The organism is Microcoleus sp. (assembly GCF_041354475.1).
Taxonomy (GTDB): domain Bacteria; phylum Cyanobacteriota; class Cyanobacteriia; order Cyanobacteriales; family Microcoleaceae; genus Microcoleus.
The window spans coordinates 33,114-52,348 of record NZ_JBGJZU010000028.1 but is presented as its reverse complement, the minus strand read 5'-3'; the positions used below and the strand labels follow the sequence as shown (position 1 = coordinate 52,348).

General features: G+C 42.1%; 21 protein-coding genes. 16 read left to right on the top strand and 5 right to left on the bottom strand.

Translation table 11 applies throughout. The features are described from left to right. The first annotated feature begins 36 nt into the window (after positions 1-36). The 5 genes from ACBR23_RS13005 to ACBR23_RS12985 all read left to right on the top strand — a co-directional run bounded on the left by ACBR23_RS13005 (position 37) and on the right by ACBR23_RS12985 (position 6,687). On the top strand, positions 37-453 hold the full coding sequence (locus ACBR23_RS13005) for an STAS domain-containing protein (RefSeq protein ID WP_371119677.1): 417 nt from the start codon (positions 37-39) through the stop codon (positions 451-453). Between the two features lie 395 nt (positions 454-848). Further along, on the top strand, positions 849-2,282 hold the full coding sequence (locus ACBR23_RS13000; RefSeq protein ID WP_371116841.1) for an MFS transporter: 1,434 nt from the start codon (positions 849-851) through the stop codon (positions 2,280-2,282). Between the two features lie 256 nt (positions 2,283-2,538). Continuing rightward, the gene (locus ACBR23_RS12995) at positions 2,539-3,552 is read left to right on the top strand and encodes a DUF2235 domain-containing protein (RefSeq protein ID WP_371116840.1); all 1,014 of its coding nucleotides are present in this window, start codon (positions 2,539-2,541) and stop codon (positions 3,550-3,552) included. A 73-nt stretch (positions 3,553-3,625) separates the two neighbouring features. Further along, entirely contained in the window at positions 3,626-5,266 is a 1,641-nt protein-coding gene (locus tag ACBR23_RS12990; RefSeq protein ID WP_371116839.1) for a peroxidase family protein, read from the top strand. Between the two features lie 218 nt (positions 5,267-5,484). Further along, positions 5,485-6,687 (top strand): catalase, encoded by a 1,203-nt coding sequence (locus ACBR23_RS12985; RefSeq protein ID WP_371116838.1) that lies wholly within the window; start codon positions 5,485-5,487, stop codon positions 6,685-6,687. A 185-nt stretch (positions 6,688-6,872) separates the two neighbouring features. Here ACBR23_RS12985 and rpsD read toward each other — a convergent pair whose 3' ends face one another. Then, a complete protein-coding gene (gene rpsD / locus ACBR23_RS12980) occupies positions 6,873-7,481 on the bottom strand; it encodes a 30S ribosomal protein S4 (RefSeq protein ID WP_340521114.1) in 609 nt (202 codons plus the stop codon). A 299-nt stretch (positions 7,482-7,780) separates the two neighbouring features. On the opposite strand from rpsD, the gene ACBR23_RS12975 reads away from it, so the two are divergent. Beyond that, positions 7,781-8,410, top strand: a complete 630-nt coding sequence (locus ACBR23_RS12975; protein ID WP_371116836.1) for a hypothetical protein — start codon at positions 7,781-7,783, stop codon at positions 8,408-8,410. A gap of 501 nt (positions 8,411-8,911) precedes the next feature. Then, positions 8,912-9,259, top strand: a complete 348-nt coding sequence (locus ACBR23_RS12970) for a rhodanese-like domain-containing protein (protein ID WP_371118160.1) — start codon at positions 8,912-8,914, stop codon at positions 9,257-9,259. Positions 9,260-9,354: 95 nt separating this feature from the next. On the opposite strand, the gene ACBR23_RS12965 is transcribed toward ACBR23_RS12970, so the two are convergent. The 4 genes from ACBR23_RS12965 to ACBR23_RS12950 form a co-directional block, all read right to left on the bottom strand. Beyond that, on the bottom strand, positions 9,355-10,290 hold the full coding sequence (locus tag ACBR23_RS12965; RefSeq protein WP_371119676.1) for a spermidine synthase: 936 nt from the start codon (positions 10,288-10,290) through the stop codon (positions 9,355-9,357). A gap of 96 nt (positions 10,291-10,386) precedes the next feature. Continuing rightward, on the bottom strand, positions 10,387-10,986 hold the full coding sequence (locus ACBR23_RS12960) for an adenylate/guanylate cyclase domain-containing protein (protein ID WP_371119675.1): 600 nt from the start codon (positions 10,984-10,986) through the stop codon (positions 10,387-10,389). Between the two features lie 5 nt (positions 10,987-10,991). Further along, positions 10,992-11,720, bottom strand: coding sequence for a PleD family two-component system response regulator (locus ACBR23_RS12955; protein WP_371119674.1), 729 nt, complete (start codon positions 11,718-11,720; stop codon positions 10,992-10,994). Positions 11,721-11,831: 111 nt separating this feature from the next. After that, complete coding sequence (locus ACBR23_RS12950; protein ID WP_371119673.1) at positions 11,832-13,193, bottom strand: NB-ARC domain-containing protein; 1,362 nt, start codon at positions 13,191-13,193, stop codon at positions 11,832-11,834. A gap of 237 nt (positions 13,194-13,430) precedes the next feature. Here ACBR23_RS12950 and ACBR23_RS12945 point away from each other — a divergent pair, with 237 nt between their 5' ends. The 9 genes from ACBR23_RS12945 to ACBR23_RS12905 all read left to right on the top strand — a co-directional run bounded on the left by ACBR23_RS12945 (position 13,431) and on the right by ACBR23_RS12905 (position 19,189). Beyond that, positions 13,431-13,865 (top strand): hypothetical protein, encoded by a 435-nt coding sequence (locus ACBR23_RS12945; protein WP_371119672.1) that lies wholly within the window; start codon positions 13,431-13,433, stop codon positions 13,863-13,865. 26 nt (positions 13,866-13,891) lie between these two features. Then, positions 13,892-14,245 carry a hypothetical protein gene (locus ACBR23_RS12940; protein WP_340521105.1) on the top strand — a complete coding sequence of 118 codons (354 nt, stop codon included), beginning with the start codon at positions 13,892-13,894 and terminating at the stop codon, positions 14,243-14,245. Between the two features lie 18 nt (positions 14,246-14,263). Further along, a complete protein-coding gene (locus ACBR23_RS12935) occupies positions 14,264-14,869 on the top strand; it encodes a hypothetical protein (RefSeq protein WP_371119671.1) in 606 nt (201 codons plus the stop codon). 139 nt (positions 14,870-15,008) lie between these two features. Beyond that, entirely contained in the window at positions 15,009-15,434 is a 426-nt protein-coding gene (locus ACBR23_RS12930; protein ID WP_340521103.1) for a hypothetical protein, read from the top strand. Between the two features lie 31 nt (positions 15,435-15,465). After that, entirely contained in the window at positions 15,466-15,906 is a 441-nt protein-coding gene (locus tag ACBR23_RS12925; RefSeq protein WP_371119670.1) for a hypothetical protein, read from the top strand. 64 nt (positions 15,907-15,970) lie between these two features. Beyond that, positions 15,971-17,008: an ATP-binding protein gene (locus ACBR23_RS12920; RefSeq protein ID WP_371119669.1), complete on the top strand. Its 1,038-nt coding sequence runs from the start codon at positions 15,971-15,973 to the stop codon at positions 17,006-17,008. A 239-nt stretch (positions 17,009-17,247) separates the two neighbouring features. Continuing rightward, positions 17,248-17,604 carry a hypothetical protein gene (locus ACBR23_RS12915; RefSeq protein ID WP_371118163.1) on the top strand — a complete coding sequence of 119 codons (357 nt, stop codon included), beginning with the start codon at positions 17,248-17,250 and terminating at the stop codon, positions 17,602-17,604. 218 nt (positions 17,605-17,822) lie between these two features. Further along, positions 17,823-18,269, top strand: a complete 447-nt coding sequence (locus ACBR23_RS12910; protein WP_341738186.1) for a SufE family protein — start codon at positions 17,823-17,825, stop codon at positions 18,267-18,269. A gap of 14 nt (positions 18,270-18,283) precedes the next feature. Then, positions 18,284-19,189: an alpha/beta fold hydrolase gene (locus tag ACBR23_RS12905; protein WP_371119668.1), complete on the top strand. Its 906-nt coding sequence runs from the start codon at positions 18,284-18,286 to the stop codon at positions 19,187-19,189. Positions 19,190-19,235: the final 46 nt, after the last annotated feature.

The window sequence follows — 19,235 nt, the reverse complement described above, 5'->3', positions numbered from 1 at the left end:
GTTGCGATCGAGATCATACTTTTTTGAGATTCGATTATGAATAAAGCCACTACTATCATGCCGTCAGTTGTGTTTTGTTCCACTGACAGAACATCATCATCTAATACGATTGTTTTACAACCCTTGGGTTGTCTTGCTGGACTCGCTGTTCTCGATTTCCAAGCGAACTTGGAACAAGCTCTGGAAACCGCAGCCTTGGGAGTTGTGGTGGATTTCCAACAAGTCGAGGCCTTAGCCCTAGAGGGAATTAACGCACTGGTAATCGGGCTAGAGTTAGCCGCCATACTCGGTAAGTCGATCGTCTTTCAATCTATGGATGTAGCTAGTCGTAAAAGTTTCATCGTGGAGTGGAGCCTCGCGCGGGAAATTTGTTTTGGGCCTTGGGGGGACTTGTTTGAGGGCGAACTCGAAAAATTCTTTGGTGTCGAAATTCTGCGATCGCAGCCTTGTTAAGCCCGACTACCTACTTTTTGCAAAATCCCTAAACTTAGATATTCCAAACGGTCGATGCTAAGGGCGATCGCTTGTCATCTATAATAATCAAAATTACCCGGACTTGCCAGTCCTACTTTTAGACTAACATCTTGTAGGTAGGACTGGTTTTATATGACTACATAGGAAAAGGAAGAAGGAAGAAGTCACCCCCCGAAAGGGGTAAATTCAGGAAAAAGGAAAAAGAAACCTCCCTTGATAAAAAAGAAGAAATAACCAGAGAAATTCAGGCATAATCAAAGCTTAAGTGATTCAGAATATCCTCGTACTCTTGGCAGTTACTATCCTAGCTCAGCTAGATGTATCCTGGGCTTGTTCAAATTTTCCAACTCAAATCTCAAATCTCAAATTGATTTATGGTTGAACCAGTTGCAGAGTTAAATGAAGGCAGATTTCTTCAGACCCCAGACCTACTAAAAAAAACCAACTCTCAGTTAGTCATATCTCCACAAACAGCTCTCAAAATTTCTAAACAAGACATTCGTTCGACTCTGAAAGCATCAACTCTAGACGGCGTTTTTGCCAGTGTCTTCGAGTCCGCCACCAGCGGCGTAATTCTCAGCAATTTCTTGCTCCAACTAGGTGCTACCAGCGTTGAAATAGGCATATTATCTGCGATTCCGATGGTGGTGAATCTGCTGCAACCATTAGGGGCCTACATTGCCGATCGCACAACCAGTCGCCATTGGTATAACCTGTTCATATTCGGGGTTTCGCGGCTGCTGTGGCTGGTGCTAGTCGTGGAAATTGTCTGGGGGAGACAAAACACCGACTCCCACCTGCTACTGGAATGGACACTAGCAACTGCCTTGGCTGCTAGTTTACTGGCAGCTTTTGCCCATTCTAACTGGTTTAGTTGGATGGCCGTCGTGGTGCCTCACCGTTTGCGCGGACGCTATTTTGGCTTTCGCAACAGCGCTGTCAGCCTCATCGCTTTGCTGGGAGTCCCACTGATGGGATTGACAGTTTCAACTTGGGGGACAGATCCGATTTTTGGCTACGGTATCGTCTTATTTTTGGGAGTGTTGGCGGGACTGATTAGTTTGGGGTTTCAATTCTTGATGGTGGATGTGAATCCGCAAGTTTATGGAACCGATGAAGATGGGGAGCAATTCACGGAAAAATTAGGTCAAACCCCGACTAATTTTTTGACTGCCCTGCTCAAAAATTATAATTTTTTAATATTTTTATATTACTTAATTTTATGGACATTTGCAGTTAATTTAAGTGCGCCTTTTTTTAATATCTACTTGCTGAAACAATTAAATTTGGATGTGAGTTTAGTGACTATTTATAACAGCTTGAGTGCCGGGGCAAATCTGCTGCTGCTGCTGTTTTGGGGCAAATTAGCCGATCGCTGGGGAAATCGCCCGCTGCTAATTGTGGTTGGGTTATTAGTGGCAATCACACCTGTGCTGTGGTTGGTAACAGGCAATTACCCCATGGCGCTTTGGGTATGGCTACCACTGCTACATTTACTGGGAGGAACGACTTTAGGAGCGATCGAACTTTGTACTAAAAATATTCAAATGGAAATAGCACCAATTAAACAACCTTCGAATTATTTTGCGATCGCGGCGGCGGTTGCGGGAGTGGCGGGGGCTTGTGGAACTACCGCCGGCGGCTTTCTAGCTCAAGCACCGACGATGAGTTTGGAAGGATTGTTTGCGCTGTCGGCTGGTTTACGGCTGATTGCGATTCTGCCTTTGGTTTTGGTGCGAGAACCTCGTAGTCTATCGTTGCGCGAGATCCTACCGGGTTTTTTACTTTTCCAGTTTAACCGGGGCTAGAAAACCATTGCACAATTTTTTTAATTAATTAAGAAATATAAATAAAATTGAAATTTTAATACAACAAACTAGAGTATATGGTGTTTTGGGATTAACATTCTGAAAATAGAAATAGCTCAAGATCACCCCGCCAGCTCCCAATTTAGAATGCGAAATTAGGAGCGATCGCCGTCAGGGGATAGAAAAACGGGAATTGTCAATCTCAAGTAACCGATTACGACAGCTCGCTATCAAATTTCAGATTCAAGGAGAGAATATGAAACGTCTGATCGTTTGCAGTGATGGAACTTGGCAACAACTAAATAGTAGTTACCCAAGTAATGTGATTAAGCTTGCCCAGGCAGTGAAACCGAGCGCCAGTGACGGGCTTGGGCAGATCGTGTTTTATGACGAGGGAATTGGAGCCGAGACTAACAAGCTTATGGGCGGAGCCACTGGACTGGGAATCGATCAAAATATACAAGATGCCTATCGTTTTCTTTGCCTAAACTATGAGCCTGGTGACGAAATCTATCTATTCGGGTTCAGTCGCGGTGCTTACACAGTCAGGAGTCTAGCGGGGATGATCCATTGCTCCGGTCTGCTAGACCGCCCGAATATTACCAGAGCATCTGAAGCTTACGAGCTTTACCGCAACCGAGGCATTAAACCAAAGGATAAGATAGCAGCCGATTACCGCGAAGATTACGGCGATCGCGTCCCGATTACCTTGCTTGGTTGTTTCGACACCGTTGGAGCCCTTGGTATTCCGGTTCTACCCGCCTTCAAGAAGTATGACGAACAGCTCAAGAAAAGGTACAGATTCCACGACACCACTTTAAATAAGTCGATTCAGAATGCGTTGCACGCCGTGGCGATCGACGAAGTTCGCGAAATCTTTGATGTTACCCTGATGAAAAAAAATCCTGATGCCCCCAACCAGCGGGTTATTCAAGTTTGGTTTCCAGGCGAACATGGCTGCATCGGCGGTGGCACTAAAGAACACAGCGGTTTATCAGATGCCACCTTACAGTGGATGTTAGATTCGATCGGTAACCTGGGATTGGGGCTTGAATTCGATCCAAGTGCCATTCCCACAGGTATCAATCCCAATTATGAGATTGATTTTAAAAACGCTCCAGGGTTCTTCAAATTGGCAGGAGTCAAGTTTCGCGAAGTGGGCGATGCCCTTGAGGATCTTCATGAAAGCACGATCAAGCGTTTGGAAAACCGAAAGGACTACCGCCCCAAGAATCTCGAAAAGATTTTACCCAAACTTAATTCAAAGTGAAGACTGCATCAAGGTATCGGAATTGAAGCTTGGCGATCGATCACATCTCAAACAACCAACAGGGGAAACAATTATGCCTTCAAAAAGAGACACATCAAGAGACGGGCTGAAAAACAAGATTGAGACCTTTTTTTTAACTAACTTGAAACCGCTTTGGAACTTCATTCAAAGCAACGAGGGGCTTAGCAAAAAAGTCAACAAAACTCTGATTAACAATGCCATTCTAAAAATTCCAACTCGCCCCTATCCGTTTAGTACGATGTCTCCCTACACCTCTTGGGATTCATTAAACGATCGCACTTTTTCAGGACTCCAACTACCGCCTACTGATTGGAAGCCCTTAACGGATAAAAACTACATAGGGGTTAATTTAAGCCCCACAGATAATTTTGAAAAGAATCTTCCAGATGTCAAGGAACTGGAGGTCTTGTATCGCAAAAGAGGAGAGACTAAATACTCGCCCAAATCCTCTCTGATTTTCCCCTATTTCGTGCAATGGTTTACCGATAGTTTCCTGCGGACCGATCGGCTGGATTACCGCAGAAATAGTTCCAACCACCAAATCGATCTGTGTAACGTCTATGGGTTGAACGCAAATATTACTCGCCTGCTGAGGTCTCATCAAGGAGGAAAGCTAAAAAGCCAAATTATTAATGGCGAAGAATATCCTCCTTTTTACTATGATGAGAACGGACAGCCTAAAGAAGAATTCAAAGGAATTCCCCATCTAATAGTCGGTGAAAATGAAAAAAAATCAGACAAAATCCCCTATGAAAAGAGACAAAAATTATTTGTAATGGGGATAGAGTTAGAGCGTGTCAATGTGCAAGTGGGCTATGTAATGCTCAACGTTCTGAGCTTAAGAGAACATAATCGCGTGTGCGACCTCTTAGCAAAAAATTATCCAAATTGGGATGATGAACGCCTTTTCCAAACCGCCAGAAATATCGTGATAGCAGAGTTTCTGAAAATTGTGCTAGAGGATTATATCAACCACATTACTCCCTATAACTTCCAATTCTTCACAGATCCCCCAGCATTTAATAATGAAAAATGGTATCGCACCAATTGGATGTCGGTAGAATTTACTTTAGTTTATCGTTGGCATAGTATGCTGCCAGATAAGATAATCCATGACGGCAAAGAAATGTCTGTGCCAGACTCGATGTGGAACAATGATATGATTATCAACAAAGGTTTGGGAGCTATGTTTGAAGAAAGTTGTTCCCAACCAGCAGCGCAATTGAGTTTATTCAATACGCCTGAGTTCCTGATTCCAACGGAGACAGCCAGCATTCGTGTAGGTCGTGCCGCAAAATTAAGAACCTACAACGATTACCGCGAACTGTGCAAGTATCCACGGGTGACTGATTTCGATCAAATTACTAGCAATGAAGATGTCCAAAAAGAATTGAAACGATTGTACGGTCACGTAGACAACATTGAGTTGTATGTGGGACTTTACGCAGAAGATTTGCGGGCCAATTCAGCCTTACCTCCTTTAGTCGGACGACTGATAGGAATTGATGCTTTTTCTCAAGCTTTCACTAATCCTTTATTAGCAGAAAATGTCTTCAATCCAGAAACTTTTTCACCTATAGGTTGGGAAGAGATTATGAATACCAAGACCCTCTCGCAGGTGGTGAATCGCAATGTTCCTCCCGGCAAAGAGTACAGAGTTTCTTTCTATAATGAGGGCTGGAAACGAGCTTAGAGCTTTGCAACACTAGCTGTAGGGTGCGTCGCTACCTTTAAATCCTAAAAAAGAGCGACAATCTCGTAGCGACGCACCTTACAAACAGGATGAGCGTAAACAACCCTCCGTTGCACCTCGCCCAACACTCATGATTGTTGCAAGACTTGGGAGAATTGGTATGAGAGAGGGAAAAATGCCAACCATGATCACCAAAATCAGCTTTTAAAAGGTTATTTATGAGCAAGAAGCTATTTACCGAATATCCCGAACAGGACGAACGCAAATACTACGATCTTTTGGTTGAGCAGGCCAAGCTTCGGATGGATAATCTTTACGGGGATAAGGAGCGGGCGCTGCGAGATACTCACGCCAAAACTCATGCTTGCGTTAAAGGAACTCTGGAAATTTTTGACTTTGATGAGGAAGCGATTAAACGAGAATTTGGCAAACGCGCCTCGTTAACTTTTTCGCAACTCAATGCGATTTCCCTTAAGCAAGGTTTGCTAGCAAAACCCAAAGAATATCCTGTTTGGTTGCGATTTGCTAACGGGGCTACCAAAGTATACAATGATTACGCCAAAGATTCGCGCTCAATGTCAGTGAAAGTGATGGGGGTGGAAGGGGAACGACTCGCGCAAAGCCACGAGTCAAAAACCCAGGATATCATTGTTCACAATTCAGAGATATTTGTGAGCCAAACCATCAAAGATTACTACGGCTTTTTTTCTGCTCTTGTGGAATCACCAGATACATTGAAAAAGTGGCTAATGCGACATCCCAGACACTTTCTAGCGGTGTCAACGCTTACGGGTAGCCGGACTCCGAAGAGTTTGCTAACAGCAAAATATTGGAGCGGTTCACCCTCTGCTTTGGGTCTCAATCCCGATTTCGATCCCGACCAGCCTGGTCTAGTTCCTGTAGAATATCCGGCTGTAATTAAGTATGGGTTCACTCCGGTTTCATGCCAACCACCGCACGAGATAATTCCAGAACAATCTCGATCGGGAATTCCTAAATTTCCCTTTGTCGATCGCGCTAAAGCCTTGGGTTTAGATCCCAATCAACCCGACAATTATTACCGGGATGAACTAATTCAAGCCCTTGCGAAACCTGATGCCCAATACTGGTGGGATTTTGGCATCCAGTTTCAAACCAGCCTAAAAATGCCGATCGACGATGGCATCAATGTCTGGAAAGAACAGGAATCACCTTTCTTGAGAGTAGGCCGTCTCACCGTCAAGCATCAGATTATTGATTATGAAAAACAATCCGATTTCAACGAAAACCTGAGATATTCTCCTTGGAACGGCTTAGCAGTCCACCGTCCAGTAGGTGCGATCAATCGGATACGCGGTGTGGTTTACCCGGTTGTAGCGAATTATCGCCTTCAAAAGCGAGGTCTTGTCCACCAAGAACCAACAGGAGAAGAAACATTTTAGTACAGCCTAGAAACTCGGTTTCGCAGAAGTTACCGGGTTTCTGTGTAGTAATATCATGTCCTTGGTAAACTCATCAAAAAAGCTGGCTCCTGTTAGCGGCTCTAGCGAAAATTTAAAAAAATCCCAGCCTCTAAAAAGGGCTGGGATTTTTTTAAGTTATAGAAAAAGTGCGGTTGACCAATAACTTAAGCTTGACGTGAATAGTATTCCACAACTAGCAGTTCGTTAACCTGAAGCGCAATCCACTCGCGTTCGACAATGCCATTAACTTTACCAACAAGTTTTTGCTTATCAAATTCCAAGTGACTAGGCAAGTGAGCCAACCCTGGGTCTTTGAGATTCGCTTCCACCATTTGGCGCGAACGTTCCCGATTTTTTACCGAAATGACATCTCCAGGCTTGCACTGATAGCTGGCGATATTAACTTCGCGATCGTTCACAGTCACATGACCGTGATTGACCAATTGTCTAGCAGACGGAATGGTAGGAGCCATTCCCATCCGAAACACAGTGTTGTCCAAGCGCATTTCCAAAAATTGCAGTAACACTTGACCTGTGGAGCCGGTAACTCGACGAGCTTTCCGAACATAACGGAGCAATTGACGTTCAGTTACACCGTAATTGAAACGAAGTTTTTGCTTTTCTTGCAAGCGAACCGCATACTCAGATAGCTTTTTGCGGTTTTGACCATGTTGCCCAGGTGGATAATCCCGTCTGGCTGTTTTCCGAGTCAGCCCAGGCAAATCCTTGAGGCGACGGACGATTCTTAATCGGGGACCCCGATATCGAGACATTGATTTTCCTCTCTAATGTCTGTATAAAAGTTTATACAGGCTTTATACTTTGGCACTCTCAGGTGTAAAACGCTGAGATTTTTGGTTCTGCGAGACGACTTCCCGACGCAGAATTACTCTAATATCAGTAGTAGTCATCTCTCCCCAAACGTTGTTCGGAGCGGTGTCCGAAAGTTTCGGTATGCCCTACCGTACTCAATTTTTGACCCGTTGCTTATCGTATCACACAAAATCTGAATTGAAAGCCGATCGCCCGATCGCACCAAATTAGTGACAAAAATTCATAAATTAAATCCCCCATGCACCACCCCAAATTTTCCCACAGTTCGGCCACACTCCCAGCAGCCAAAGGCTCACCGCCTAGTGGGCGCTGGATTTTGGCCCTGGGCGCACAACTAGCAACCATCGGTTTGCTGGCCACCATACTGCCTCCCATGCCCGCATCAGCCATCACGATTAGATTCCCTCGCACTAAAAATGCCTATCGCGCCTGCTCTGTGGAACTAATGGGAGCCGGACTTACCGCAGATGCAGCGGCCAGCGCTTGCGCCGACGCGCTCCACCCCCGCGACATCTCTAAGTGCGTGGTTCAAATCAACCGCAAAACGAATATTGCCGCGGTGGAGGCCCTTGGTAGCTGTCAGCGAGTGCGTCGCCCCCTGGATTTAGCAACTTGCGTAGTGGACATTAACACCAAATCTCGGAGTACAACCACAACTCCGCTGTTGGTGCTGGATCAGTGTCGCCGCAGTTTATTACCAGAACAATTTTCCGAATGCGTAGTAGGATTGAGCCGTCAGGTAGACTTTTCGCTCGATCGCCTAATGAATACTTGTCTCGACACTAGGGAGAAAGTAAGTCAAGTAGACGATCGTCCCATACCAAAACTTCCTGTGGATTTAATTGCACCACCTTCTCGGCTAAATTAATTGATCATTGGACATTGGGCATTGGGCATTTTGTTACTCGTTCCCAGGCTCTGCCTGGTAACGTAGATCCGGAGGCTCTGCCTCCAATTCTCCTCAAAGCTTGCGAGGCAGAGCAAGAGTGACATCCGTTCCCAGGCTCTGCCTGGGAACGAGTCAAATCAGGCATTACTCTTCCTTCTTCCTTCTTCCTTCTTCCCTCTTTGATTTTACTCGTTACCAGGCTCTGGCCTGGTAACGCATATCTAGAGGCTCTGCCTCCATTTTCCTGATAGATAAGGACGAGGCAGAGCCTCTAGACATCGGTTCCCAGGCCAGAGCCTGGGAACCAGTTAAATTAGTCAGGTGCGTCAGTAGCCGCAATTAGGAGACGGCAGTGCCGTGTCCCTACAATGAATCTGGGGTAGGGACTAAGGCCAAGCCGTCTCCTCTATATCATTCCGGTGCAACCGGAATTGATATTACTCTTCCTTCTTCCTTCTTCCTTCTTCCCTCTTTGATTTAATGTCACAAATTTTTGGTCAAATTACTGTCGAAGAATTAAGCCAGCGTTTAGCAGAAGCAACTACGGAGCGATTGCAGCTTGTAGATGTGCGAGAACCTCACGAAGTGGAACTCGCCTCACTCCCAGGATTTGCAATTTTTTCCCTCAGCGAATTTGCCACCTGGTCAACGGAAATAGACGATCGCCTCGATCGCGACACCGAAACCCTAGTTCTATGTCATCATGGAGTGCGATCGGCTCAAATGTGCCACTGGTTGAGCGATCGAGGCTTCACCAACGTTAAAAACATCATTGGCGGTATCGATGCTTACTCAATGGTAGTCGATCGGACCATTCCCCGATATTAATAGCAAATTAGAGAGCTCTTCGTTCTCTTCCTCTGCGCCCTCTGCGCCCTCTGTGGTTAAATAATTCATCATAAACCACAGAAAATAACCAGCAATCAAAACAACCAACAATCAAAATAACCAGCGGGTGGCGAATCATCTAGCAAAACATGAGCTTTGTCTAAATTAGGTACTGCTTCCGCCAATTCTGTACCTACTTTCACTTCCATCGCTCTTTCTGTTAAATCAAATGAAAATTGATGGTAATTTTGCAAATACTTGGCTCTAGAAACAATCTCGTCTTTTTCCATGATCGCACTATTACTACCAATTAAAACGCTGTTAATGTCCTTCCAAGGGCAGACACATACCTGGGAAAACACAGCTTGAAAAGTTTTCACTTTTTCGGCATAAAACTCATCTCTTTGCAGCAGATTGACTAGCACAACTCCTGCACTTGACAAATGTTTTTGGCAAAGTTCGTAAAATTCCTTGGTTGCTAAGCGATGGGGAAAGTAGCCATTGCCAAAAAACACATCAGTCATGATTATATCGTAGACAATATCTGGTTTTTGCTGTTCCAGATACTCTCTGCCATCTTGAATTGCTACAGTCAGTCGTGAGTCTAATTTTACCCCAAAACACTGTGTAGCTGCTTCAACTGCGATCGGGTCTACATCCGCACATTCGATCGCACTTTCCGGCAAATAGTGGTGCAGAACTAAGGGAATTCTCCCGCCACCAAAACCAGCAATGTAAATTCTTTGAGGTTGACTTTGCCACACCAAAGCTAACATCATCGCCTGAGTATATTCAGAGACTAGATGTAAAGGATTATTTAAATCATACACAGATTGCAATAAATCTGTATACAAATTTACCTTTTCTACTAAAGATAGCTTAATGCGCGATCGCTCTTTTTTAACTGCAACATAATGAACTCCAGAATCTTTACAAAAAATCATGCCATCAGGCTGTTGTTGCACCCAAGCCAGCCGCTGCTGAATGGCCGCTAAATTAAGAGTTTCCCAGTTTTTGCGATCGTCAATCATCTAATATTAAATCTGCCTTATTTCCTAGTCCGCGTAGGCGGACTTCGTTTGTATAGACGCGGTTTCAACCGCCTGGTCATCTAGAACCTAGAACAATTAAGCCCGCTGATAGGCCACCAATTCCAAACCAGAAATCGAAAATTCCACCCTTTTCCAATCTTCCTTTTTACCCTCAAAATTTTCAAACGCAGAATCAGTCAGCAAAATCTCTCCCTGTTGCGCCAAATCCTCTCCCAGCTTCGATGCCAGATTAAATTCCGAACCGTACATATCCTCTCCTTCCAGCATCAAAACATCACCGTAGCCTATCCCGATGCACAGATAAATATCCATTTCAGGCGGTAGAGTAGTATTCACAGCTCCCGTATGCTTCAGAGAATCACTCGCAGCATCCACAGCCGATTTTACATCAGGAAACACAGCAAAAATATTGTCAGCTTCCTCCTTCACTACAGTGCCGCCATATTCAGCAATTACAGGATAGACAATTGCGTGCATCCGGTGAATCATTGACAAAAAATGAATAATTCCGTAACGCACAGTTGTCCGAGAAAATCCCGACATATCGATGACCATAATCGCATGAGTTTGGCTAAAAGTTGCATTGATTTCAGCATCAATTTCTGCCATTTTTTCAGGGCGTTCGTTTCTTTCTTGCAGTAATTTTCGCAGGTAAACACGGTTATTTGTTTTCATTTTTTTTAATTAAATTTCCAATCGCGACACACTTCTTGAGGGCGGCAACCCGGATGCAATGCACAATTTATACCATCCTTGCCATGATAATAATAGCAGATTTTGCAAGGTCTGGTTTGCTGAAACTTTTTGAGCAAGATTGTGCGTATCATCTGCACTTTGTTGCGATACTTGTTCGCATTCGAGTGACTTGGTTGAATTGCCAAAGCTTGATCGAAAGCTGCTAAACTGGCATCGTACAATTTCAGAATTTGGGGGCTATATTTTGTCCAAGCATCGGCGCGGCTTTGATACAGTTCGATCGTACTTAAGTTTAAAATACCATATTCCGTCCAAGCATCTGCTGAAGCTCGATCGAACTTAATATTAGCATTGAACAACACTTTTTTGATAGTTGCCAAAAGTTCCCTCGGCTGCCAAGGTTTGGTAACATAAGCATCCGCTCCTTCAATCGCCATCGAAAATAAATCTAACCGCTGTCCCTTCCCTGTTAAAAATACGATCGGTATATTCCGAGTATCAGGGTTAGCTTTAATTAAACTACAAACACCGTAGCCGTCCATGCGAGGCATCACGATATCTAATAGTATTAAATCGGGGTATTTTTTTTCGATTTGAGCCAGAGCTTCCACACCGTCAGATGCCTGCATTATATTCAATCCGCTGCAACTCAACTGATGTGAAATACACTCCCGCTGGCTGCGGGAATCTTCTACAACTAAAACTGTGCTCATCTCTCCCTCCTTTTGTGTCTGAGGTCAAACTTTCCACCGCTTCGACTCGCCCTTGCTGAAATTAGTTTACCCAAAAAGGAAGAATTTGCGATCTGGGCGGTGGAAATTTCATCAAATTGAAACAAATCTTAAACTTATGCGGAAAAGGGGAGATAAATTAAACAAAACTTTCTCTCGTTCAATTCTTTTGAGTAAATACCGCCTATTCAGAGATTGTAAGCCATTAATCAAATCCATTGAGGAGAGTTCTAAACCTTGTCTTAAATCTTCCCTTGACACGGGTTGATTGGATTTGCTCAATTCTAAAACTATCTGTTGTTCTATGGGGGATAATCGGTGGAATAATTCACTGAACCGATATTTCATCTCTTCTGTGAGAATCAGGCTATCTTCAGCTAAAAACTCAGCTACGTTACCCAAAAAAACATTTTTGATTAAACTGGCGATATCTTTTAGGTAAACTGGATTACCTTCATAGAGATTAATCAGTTTTGACCAAGATTCCTCATCTTTTAATCCCTGATTTCTCAGAATTTTGGTATTTTCTACCCCTTCTAATTCTAAGCATTTAACAGGATACAAGTCTTCATCTAAGCACAGCATTTCTTGACATTGTTCTTGACTAATTAAGATTAAACTGCTTTGATGTTCAATTTCTGACATCTTTGTGCAAAGGGTTTGATAATCTTTATATTCGCTTTTATATTGTCCGGCAAATTGGGTGCTGGCAAACAATTCTTGCACATCATCAAGGATGATTAAGCATTTTTGTTGACGTAAAAGATTGAATAGTTGAGTGAATTTATTGTCAGTTTGAATAAGTGCAGGATTAATAGCTGTTAAAATTTCAGTAATAATGTTATCTAAAGACTGGGAGAGTTTGATGCTTTTCCAGACTACTACATCAAAATTTTGCAGGTTTAGGTCAATAAACTGTTTGACTAAGGTCGTTTTACCAATTCCAGGTAATCCTAACACTGAGATTAGACGAGTATTTTGATCTGTTAACCAGTGGGAGACGGTTTGAAGTTCAGTTTCTCTTCCGTAGAAATGGGTGATTTTTGGGGCTAGGGTTAAATTTTGATACCCTATCTTTTTGCTTGTTTTGTCTTCATCAGTGATAGATTGAATTTGATCTGCTTTAGGATGATTGGGACACCAGTTAATATTACCATTTACTAAACCAAAAAACTGAGAATCAAAAAACTGAGAATTTTTAACTCTCTCTATTGTCCACGAAAAATTAGATTTATTAACATCTTCGCCTAGTTGCTTAGATAAAATTTTAAATAACTTACGGCTGACATCTCCAATATAGTTTTTACTATCATATCGACACTCATCTGCGATTTCACTGTAAGTTTTACTTTGCCAAAGTCCTTTAACGACAGCTTTTTCTAAATCATCTAGGTGTCCTCCGGTTTGCTTCTCAACTAACTGATCTACAATTTGTAAAACTTCTGTAATAGTCATAGAGGTCAGCTCAGGTATGGATTTTAGCCATTATAGCTTAGTCTAAACCGATAAAATCAGGCTTTTTCTGGTCTTTGCTTAAAATTTTGTTACAAAAAAGGGCAGAAAATCAGTTCTTTTCATGTGGCAGCGTTCAGAAAGATGATTTAGTATCAGAAAAGATTCAGCTTGATGATATCAGGAATCCTTGCAGGGAGTCAGCCAAAATAAATTTCATTTGTTCATAGAGTAATCACTATGTGGGACGCTATTTTTCAAGCAGCAACAGAAATTTTAGTTGGTGCAGCCGTTGGTGCAGCAGTAGGATATGGAGTTGCTGCGATCGTTGAAGCGTTATCGAGAGCTTTTGCTAGGTTATGGGAAAACTTAGTAGCAGTAGCCAAAGAAATTTTTGGTTATGTCAAAGAAGCAACACAACGTTATTTAGCTCTCGTAGCACAGTTTTTAGACAATAATTGGGATGAAATCGAAACTCAGTTACGCTCTCAATTAGGCTATTCTGCTGATTGGATAATTGCAATTTTTCAAGAAGGACGGGATGCTTTTCTGCAAATTGCTCATCCTAGAACTTATCAAAATCAGTCATTAATTTTTTCTTTGGGAATTGCTGAAGATCAAGCTCAATTACCTAGTATGCAAAATCCAATTGTAACTAGGCTATCTTTATCTTAATCATTTTGCCAATAAAGGAGAATTCTATGGGCTTTTTTCAAAGGACATTTGCATGGGTAGGAAGTTTAATCGATCAGTTAATTGAGTGGTTAGGCAGAGTAGTAGCAGCTTTTATTAATGCGTTGGTCGATTTAATAAAAGCTCTCTGGGAAACAGTTATTGTTACTGCTTTAATAGCTGTCTTTGGTTTGGTAGCTACCTTGTATGTCATTTTATATGCAGGTGCGCTGCTTGGGGAAACAATGATGGAAATCTGGGATCCTGTATATTATACAACTAAACCGTCTCAAGTTTTTGTCTTAGAACAAGCACCTCAAGATTCCCCACTACCTACTAATCGTTCAGAAGCTAAAAGATTAAAACTACAAAATTGGTCTTAATTTCAAGAGGAGTTAACTATGCCGAGTTCTTCTAACAATGAAACTGTATTTTTGAGAATAGGTTTCCGTTCTCCTGAACAGGATGGAAGTTTGACAACTATCGAACTATTTGGCGTACCAGGGAAAACTTCAAGCACTGGTCAAGTAGACAGTAGTGTACAAATCAAACGATTTTTTGATGATTTAATCGCGAGAGTTATCTTTCGGAGAGCTCGTCTTATACCCGAATGTGATTTTGAATATCTGAAAATTTGGCTTTATGACACAGAAACAAAAGATGCTGAAAGAGGTTATCAAATTCCTCAAATAGATGAACGGGACCTAGAAATTACTTCTAATGTTCCTTCTTCTAAATTAGAACTAATCTATGTTTTGGATAATCAGTTAACAGGAACAGAATATGAAAGTTGGGAAAAAATAGCAAGAGAATTATTTACTCCGTTATTTCTAAAGTTGATCGCACCACCTGAACTGCCATCCGAACTCGCGAATAATCCTTTCGTAAAATTAATGGAGGCTAGTCCTTTTGGTAAAGCTCTAGAAATGGTAAATAGCACCTTAGATCCTTACAGCCCTATGAAGCAGAAATTATTTTTCAATGCTTTGATTATCCAAATTGATTAACTCACCTCTTGCACCATTCTTAACAATACCTGATAAACCAGGTTTATCAAGGAAAAATCTAGGCTTTCAGGTATAGTTAGTTGCAAGAAACCCGGTTAGATCGTAAGTCCCAATTAAACTCACAAAGGAGTCAATAACTATGCCAAGATTTGAACCAAAAAATCCCAAACAGGATCAAGCATCAGAATTTCAGGATCGCGTTGAAGATGTCACTGTCTATGGTAATAAACCGAGAGGTTTTGGTGTCTTCATTGAGATGTTTAGAAGACCACAAAAAAACTCAACAATTTTTCCAGAAATTGTCGTAGAAAAATTAGAGCCAATTTGGGAACGTTCAATTGAACCCCTCTTAATTTCAGAGTTTGGTCGCCGTAGCACTTTGTATGTCATCTTTTATCTGGGCGGAAAACGAGATGAAATCATCATGGAAATCTGGGACCCTAATTATATTAATACAAAACAATCTCAAGTTTTCAGCATTGAGGGAGTACCAGAATATGCCACTAGAAATTTTCCGAGAAATCGATCGCAAGCTGAAATAGGTGTTTTGGAAGATTGGAATTAAATTTTTGACAAGATAAAAGGATGTAAAAAATATGCCGACAATAAAGCAATTAGGTCCTAGCTATTTTATGATAATGATTAGTCGGATAAAAAACTTTATCTACCGAAAGAATTGGGAATTTATAACCTTATTTATCGATGACAATCGATTAGGTAATAAGGATAAAATTTCTGATATTCTTCCAGAGGTTTTCCTAGAGAAGATATTAAAGCCAAACTGGGAAACAACAATCATACCGAGTTTAATTGCAGAGTTTGGGCTTGTTGAGACTTTGTATGTAATTTTCTATCTTGGGAAAAATCAAGATGAGATAATCATGGAAATTTGGGACCGTAATTATTTTGATGCAAAACCATCTCAAGTTTTCGTTTTTGAGTTGGATGCTGAAACTGTACTCGAACTTAAAAGTGTACTCAAACTTACTGAAAACAGATCGCAAGCGAAAAAATATGCTTTAAATAATTGGAATTAATCTTTTAAATTTTTAATTCCTCTAGCTGTAAGTTAATTTCATAGGATAAAGGAAGATAGCAAATATGCCAAGATTAGATGCTTTTATGAAGGCAGCAGGTGAAACGGTAAACGCTAATGATATAAGCGAAAATTCACCACCAACCGCTAACAAATCCCAAGAAGAACCAGAAAAAGATGAGGATTCAAAATCTAAAATAGATTTTAATCTTTATTTGAGAGATGCCAAATATACGCTAAATGATGTAATTTTGTCAGAAACTACTAAGCATCAAGTAGATTTAATCTTGGCTGAAATAGAGTATCAAGATTTAATTTATCAAGAGTGGGGAATGGCAGAAAAGCACAAATTAGATAAAGCTCTTTCTGTGAATTTTTCCGGTCTACCAGGAACCGGAAAAACTCTGACTGCTGAAGCTGTTGCTCATGCTTTAAACCTCAAACTACTAGATGTTCCCTACGAACAAATAGAGTCTAAATATGTTGGCGAAACTCCTAAAAATATTCGAGGTGCTTTTGATTTTGCCACGCAAAATAATGCAGTGTTATTTTTTGATGAAGCTGATTCTTTCTTGGGTAAACGACTAGAAAATGTTACTCAATCAACGGATACAGCAGTTAATTTGACCCGCAGTGTGATGATTAAACAATTATCAGCTTATGAAGGTGTTGTAATTTTTGCTACTAACTTAATTCGCAACTACGATCCTGCATTTATTAGTAGAATTCGCTGGAAAGTTCAGTTTGATTTACCTAATGAAGGAGCAAGAGAAAAAATTTGGGAAGCACAGATACCGAGCAAACTTCCTTTAGCCGATTCTGTCAACTTTGCTGAATTAGCTAAAGAATTTGATGAAATTTCAGGTAGAGATATTAAAAATGCTGTGTTTCAAGCTGTAGTTGCTGCTGCTAGAGAAAAAAAACCTAAAGAGGAAAAGCGTGTTACTCAATCTTATTTGTGGGAAGCAATTACCGAAATTGTTAAGGCTAATAAGGCTGCTTCTAAGCCACAAGTAACTCTCACTCCTGTTGAGGGTGATGTTCCTTTACCAACTCTACCTAATAACCTATCTCTCGATCAAAGTGCTTCTCAGTCATCTTAATATTAATATTAATCACGTAAATTCTACTAATTTATATGGAATATATCCATATAAATCTGTTTTTTTACAAAAAAAAATACTGGATTGTAGCCTTTAATCTTGGTAAAAAACCCGGTTTATTTGGTATTGATGCATCCAAGACTATAAGGGTAAACCGTACTGGTGCCGGAGGAAAAGTTGGTTGTATTGAAAGAGATAATGGGCTACTGTATTACTGGAAAGTCATCTCTTGACAACAAATGAATAGATTGCTCCTCACTTTACTGGTAAATCCGACCCTGCTAGGGTTTCTGATGTCTTTGAACGTGATGGTAAATCCCGTTCGCGCCGAAACTCCAGACGGGCCGACTAATGCACCCAACTGCGTCAAATCACCCCACACTCAGCGCTTGACTTGCCTTCGGCTTCCGGCAAAAACTGCGGCTTCCAATTCTAAAGTAGCCATTCGTTGGCAGCGCCAGGGTGACGAACCGATTGCGATGTTGGACTTTACGGAAGAAGAAAGCGATGCAGCGGTGGCGTTATTTGGTTGCGACTGCCCGCTGTGTCTCAATTCGCTGCGCCAGTTGCGCGGTTTGCCGCCCCTAGCGAGTTAAAGCCGATCGCACTTAATTTTAGCAATAAAGCGCGATCGCCCGAAGTTATACCAATTTCATAAAGTAGCGCTACATATCTACCCCCCCAACCCCCCCTTAGTAAGGGGGGGCTAAGAACTACATCTGTAGTATGACTTTAGGAAAATAGTATTACTTCCGTGCGATCGCCCATACTACCAATATATAATATCAAGGAAGTAAACCGCTACAAGTGAATCATGTCCGCAAACACCGCGCTACCCCCAGCCCTAGCCAAAATCGTCCAGCGCTTTCAGCGACACGCCGACCCGAAACAGCGCTACGAACAACTGCTGTGGTATGCTAAACGACTCCCAGCATTTCCCGAAGGCGACAAATTGCCGGAAAACAAAGTTTCTGGCTGCGTATCGCAAGTGTATATTACTGCAAATTTGACAGACGGAAAAGTTTTGTTTCAAGGCGATTCAGACGCTCAATTAGTCAAAGGATTAGTCGGCTTACTTGTGGAAGGTTTGAGCGGCTTAACTCCGGCTGAAATTGTTAACGTTACCCCAGATTTTATTCAAGATACGGGATTGAATGTGAGCCTGACACCTTCCCGCGCCAATGGATTTTATAACATCTTTCAAATGATGAGAAATAAAGCACTTGCTTGTGAATTGAGCCAGCAAGTCGCCGCCAATTAAAAACCTAAACAGCCATGACTCAAACTACAGATTTAACAAAAACTAATTCTGCTAACTACCCCGGCACTGTTCAAGAATATCTCTGGCAGTGGAAAGAAACCTCAATTAAAGTTGTTTACGAAACCACAGGAGAGGGAACTCCTGTCTTGTTATTGCCGGCATTCAGTACAGTTTCGACGCGGGCAGAAATGCGTCCTTTAGCAGAATTATTGTCTCCCAATTTTCAAGTTGTAACTGTCGATTGGCCTGGTTTTGGCGATTCATCTCGCCCGCGGACGGACTATGAACCGTCATTATATCATCAATTTTTGACAGATTTTGTGGAGGCAATTTTTAATAGTCCTGTGGCGGTAATTGCAGCGGGTCATGCTGCGGGTTATGTGATGGCATTAGCGCAATCTAAACCCCATGTTTGGTCAAAGATTGTGTTGGTGGCACCAACTTGGCGCGGGCCTTTGCCGACGATGAGCAAACAGCAGAGTGGCTGGCACTCTATTGTGAGAGAATTAGTACGATCGCCCTTAGTGGGACAATTTCTCTACAAACTGAATACTGCGCCTTCTTTCCTCAGTTTGATGTATCGCCGCCATGTCTATACAGATGCGGCTAAAGTCACAGCGGATTTTATTCACGGTAAATGGCTAGTTACGCAGCAACCAGGTGCTCGGTATGGTTCGGCTGCTTTTGTGACTGGTGGTTTAGATCCGGTAAAAACGCGATCGGAATTTACGGATAAGTTTCAACAATTAGCAATGCCGGTGATGGTTGTAATTGCTGAAAATGCGCCTCCTAAATCTAAGGCTGAAATGGAATTTTTAGCGGAATTATCTGGTGTTGAATCGCGGGTGATTCCTGGTTCTTTGGGGACGCACGAAGAGAATGCCGTAGATTTGGCGAATGCGATTAAATCTTTTATTTGAGAGGATTAAGAGGAATTGAACCACAGAGGGCGCAGAGAACGCAGAG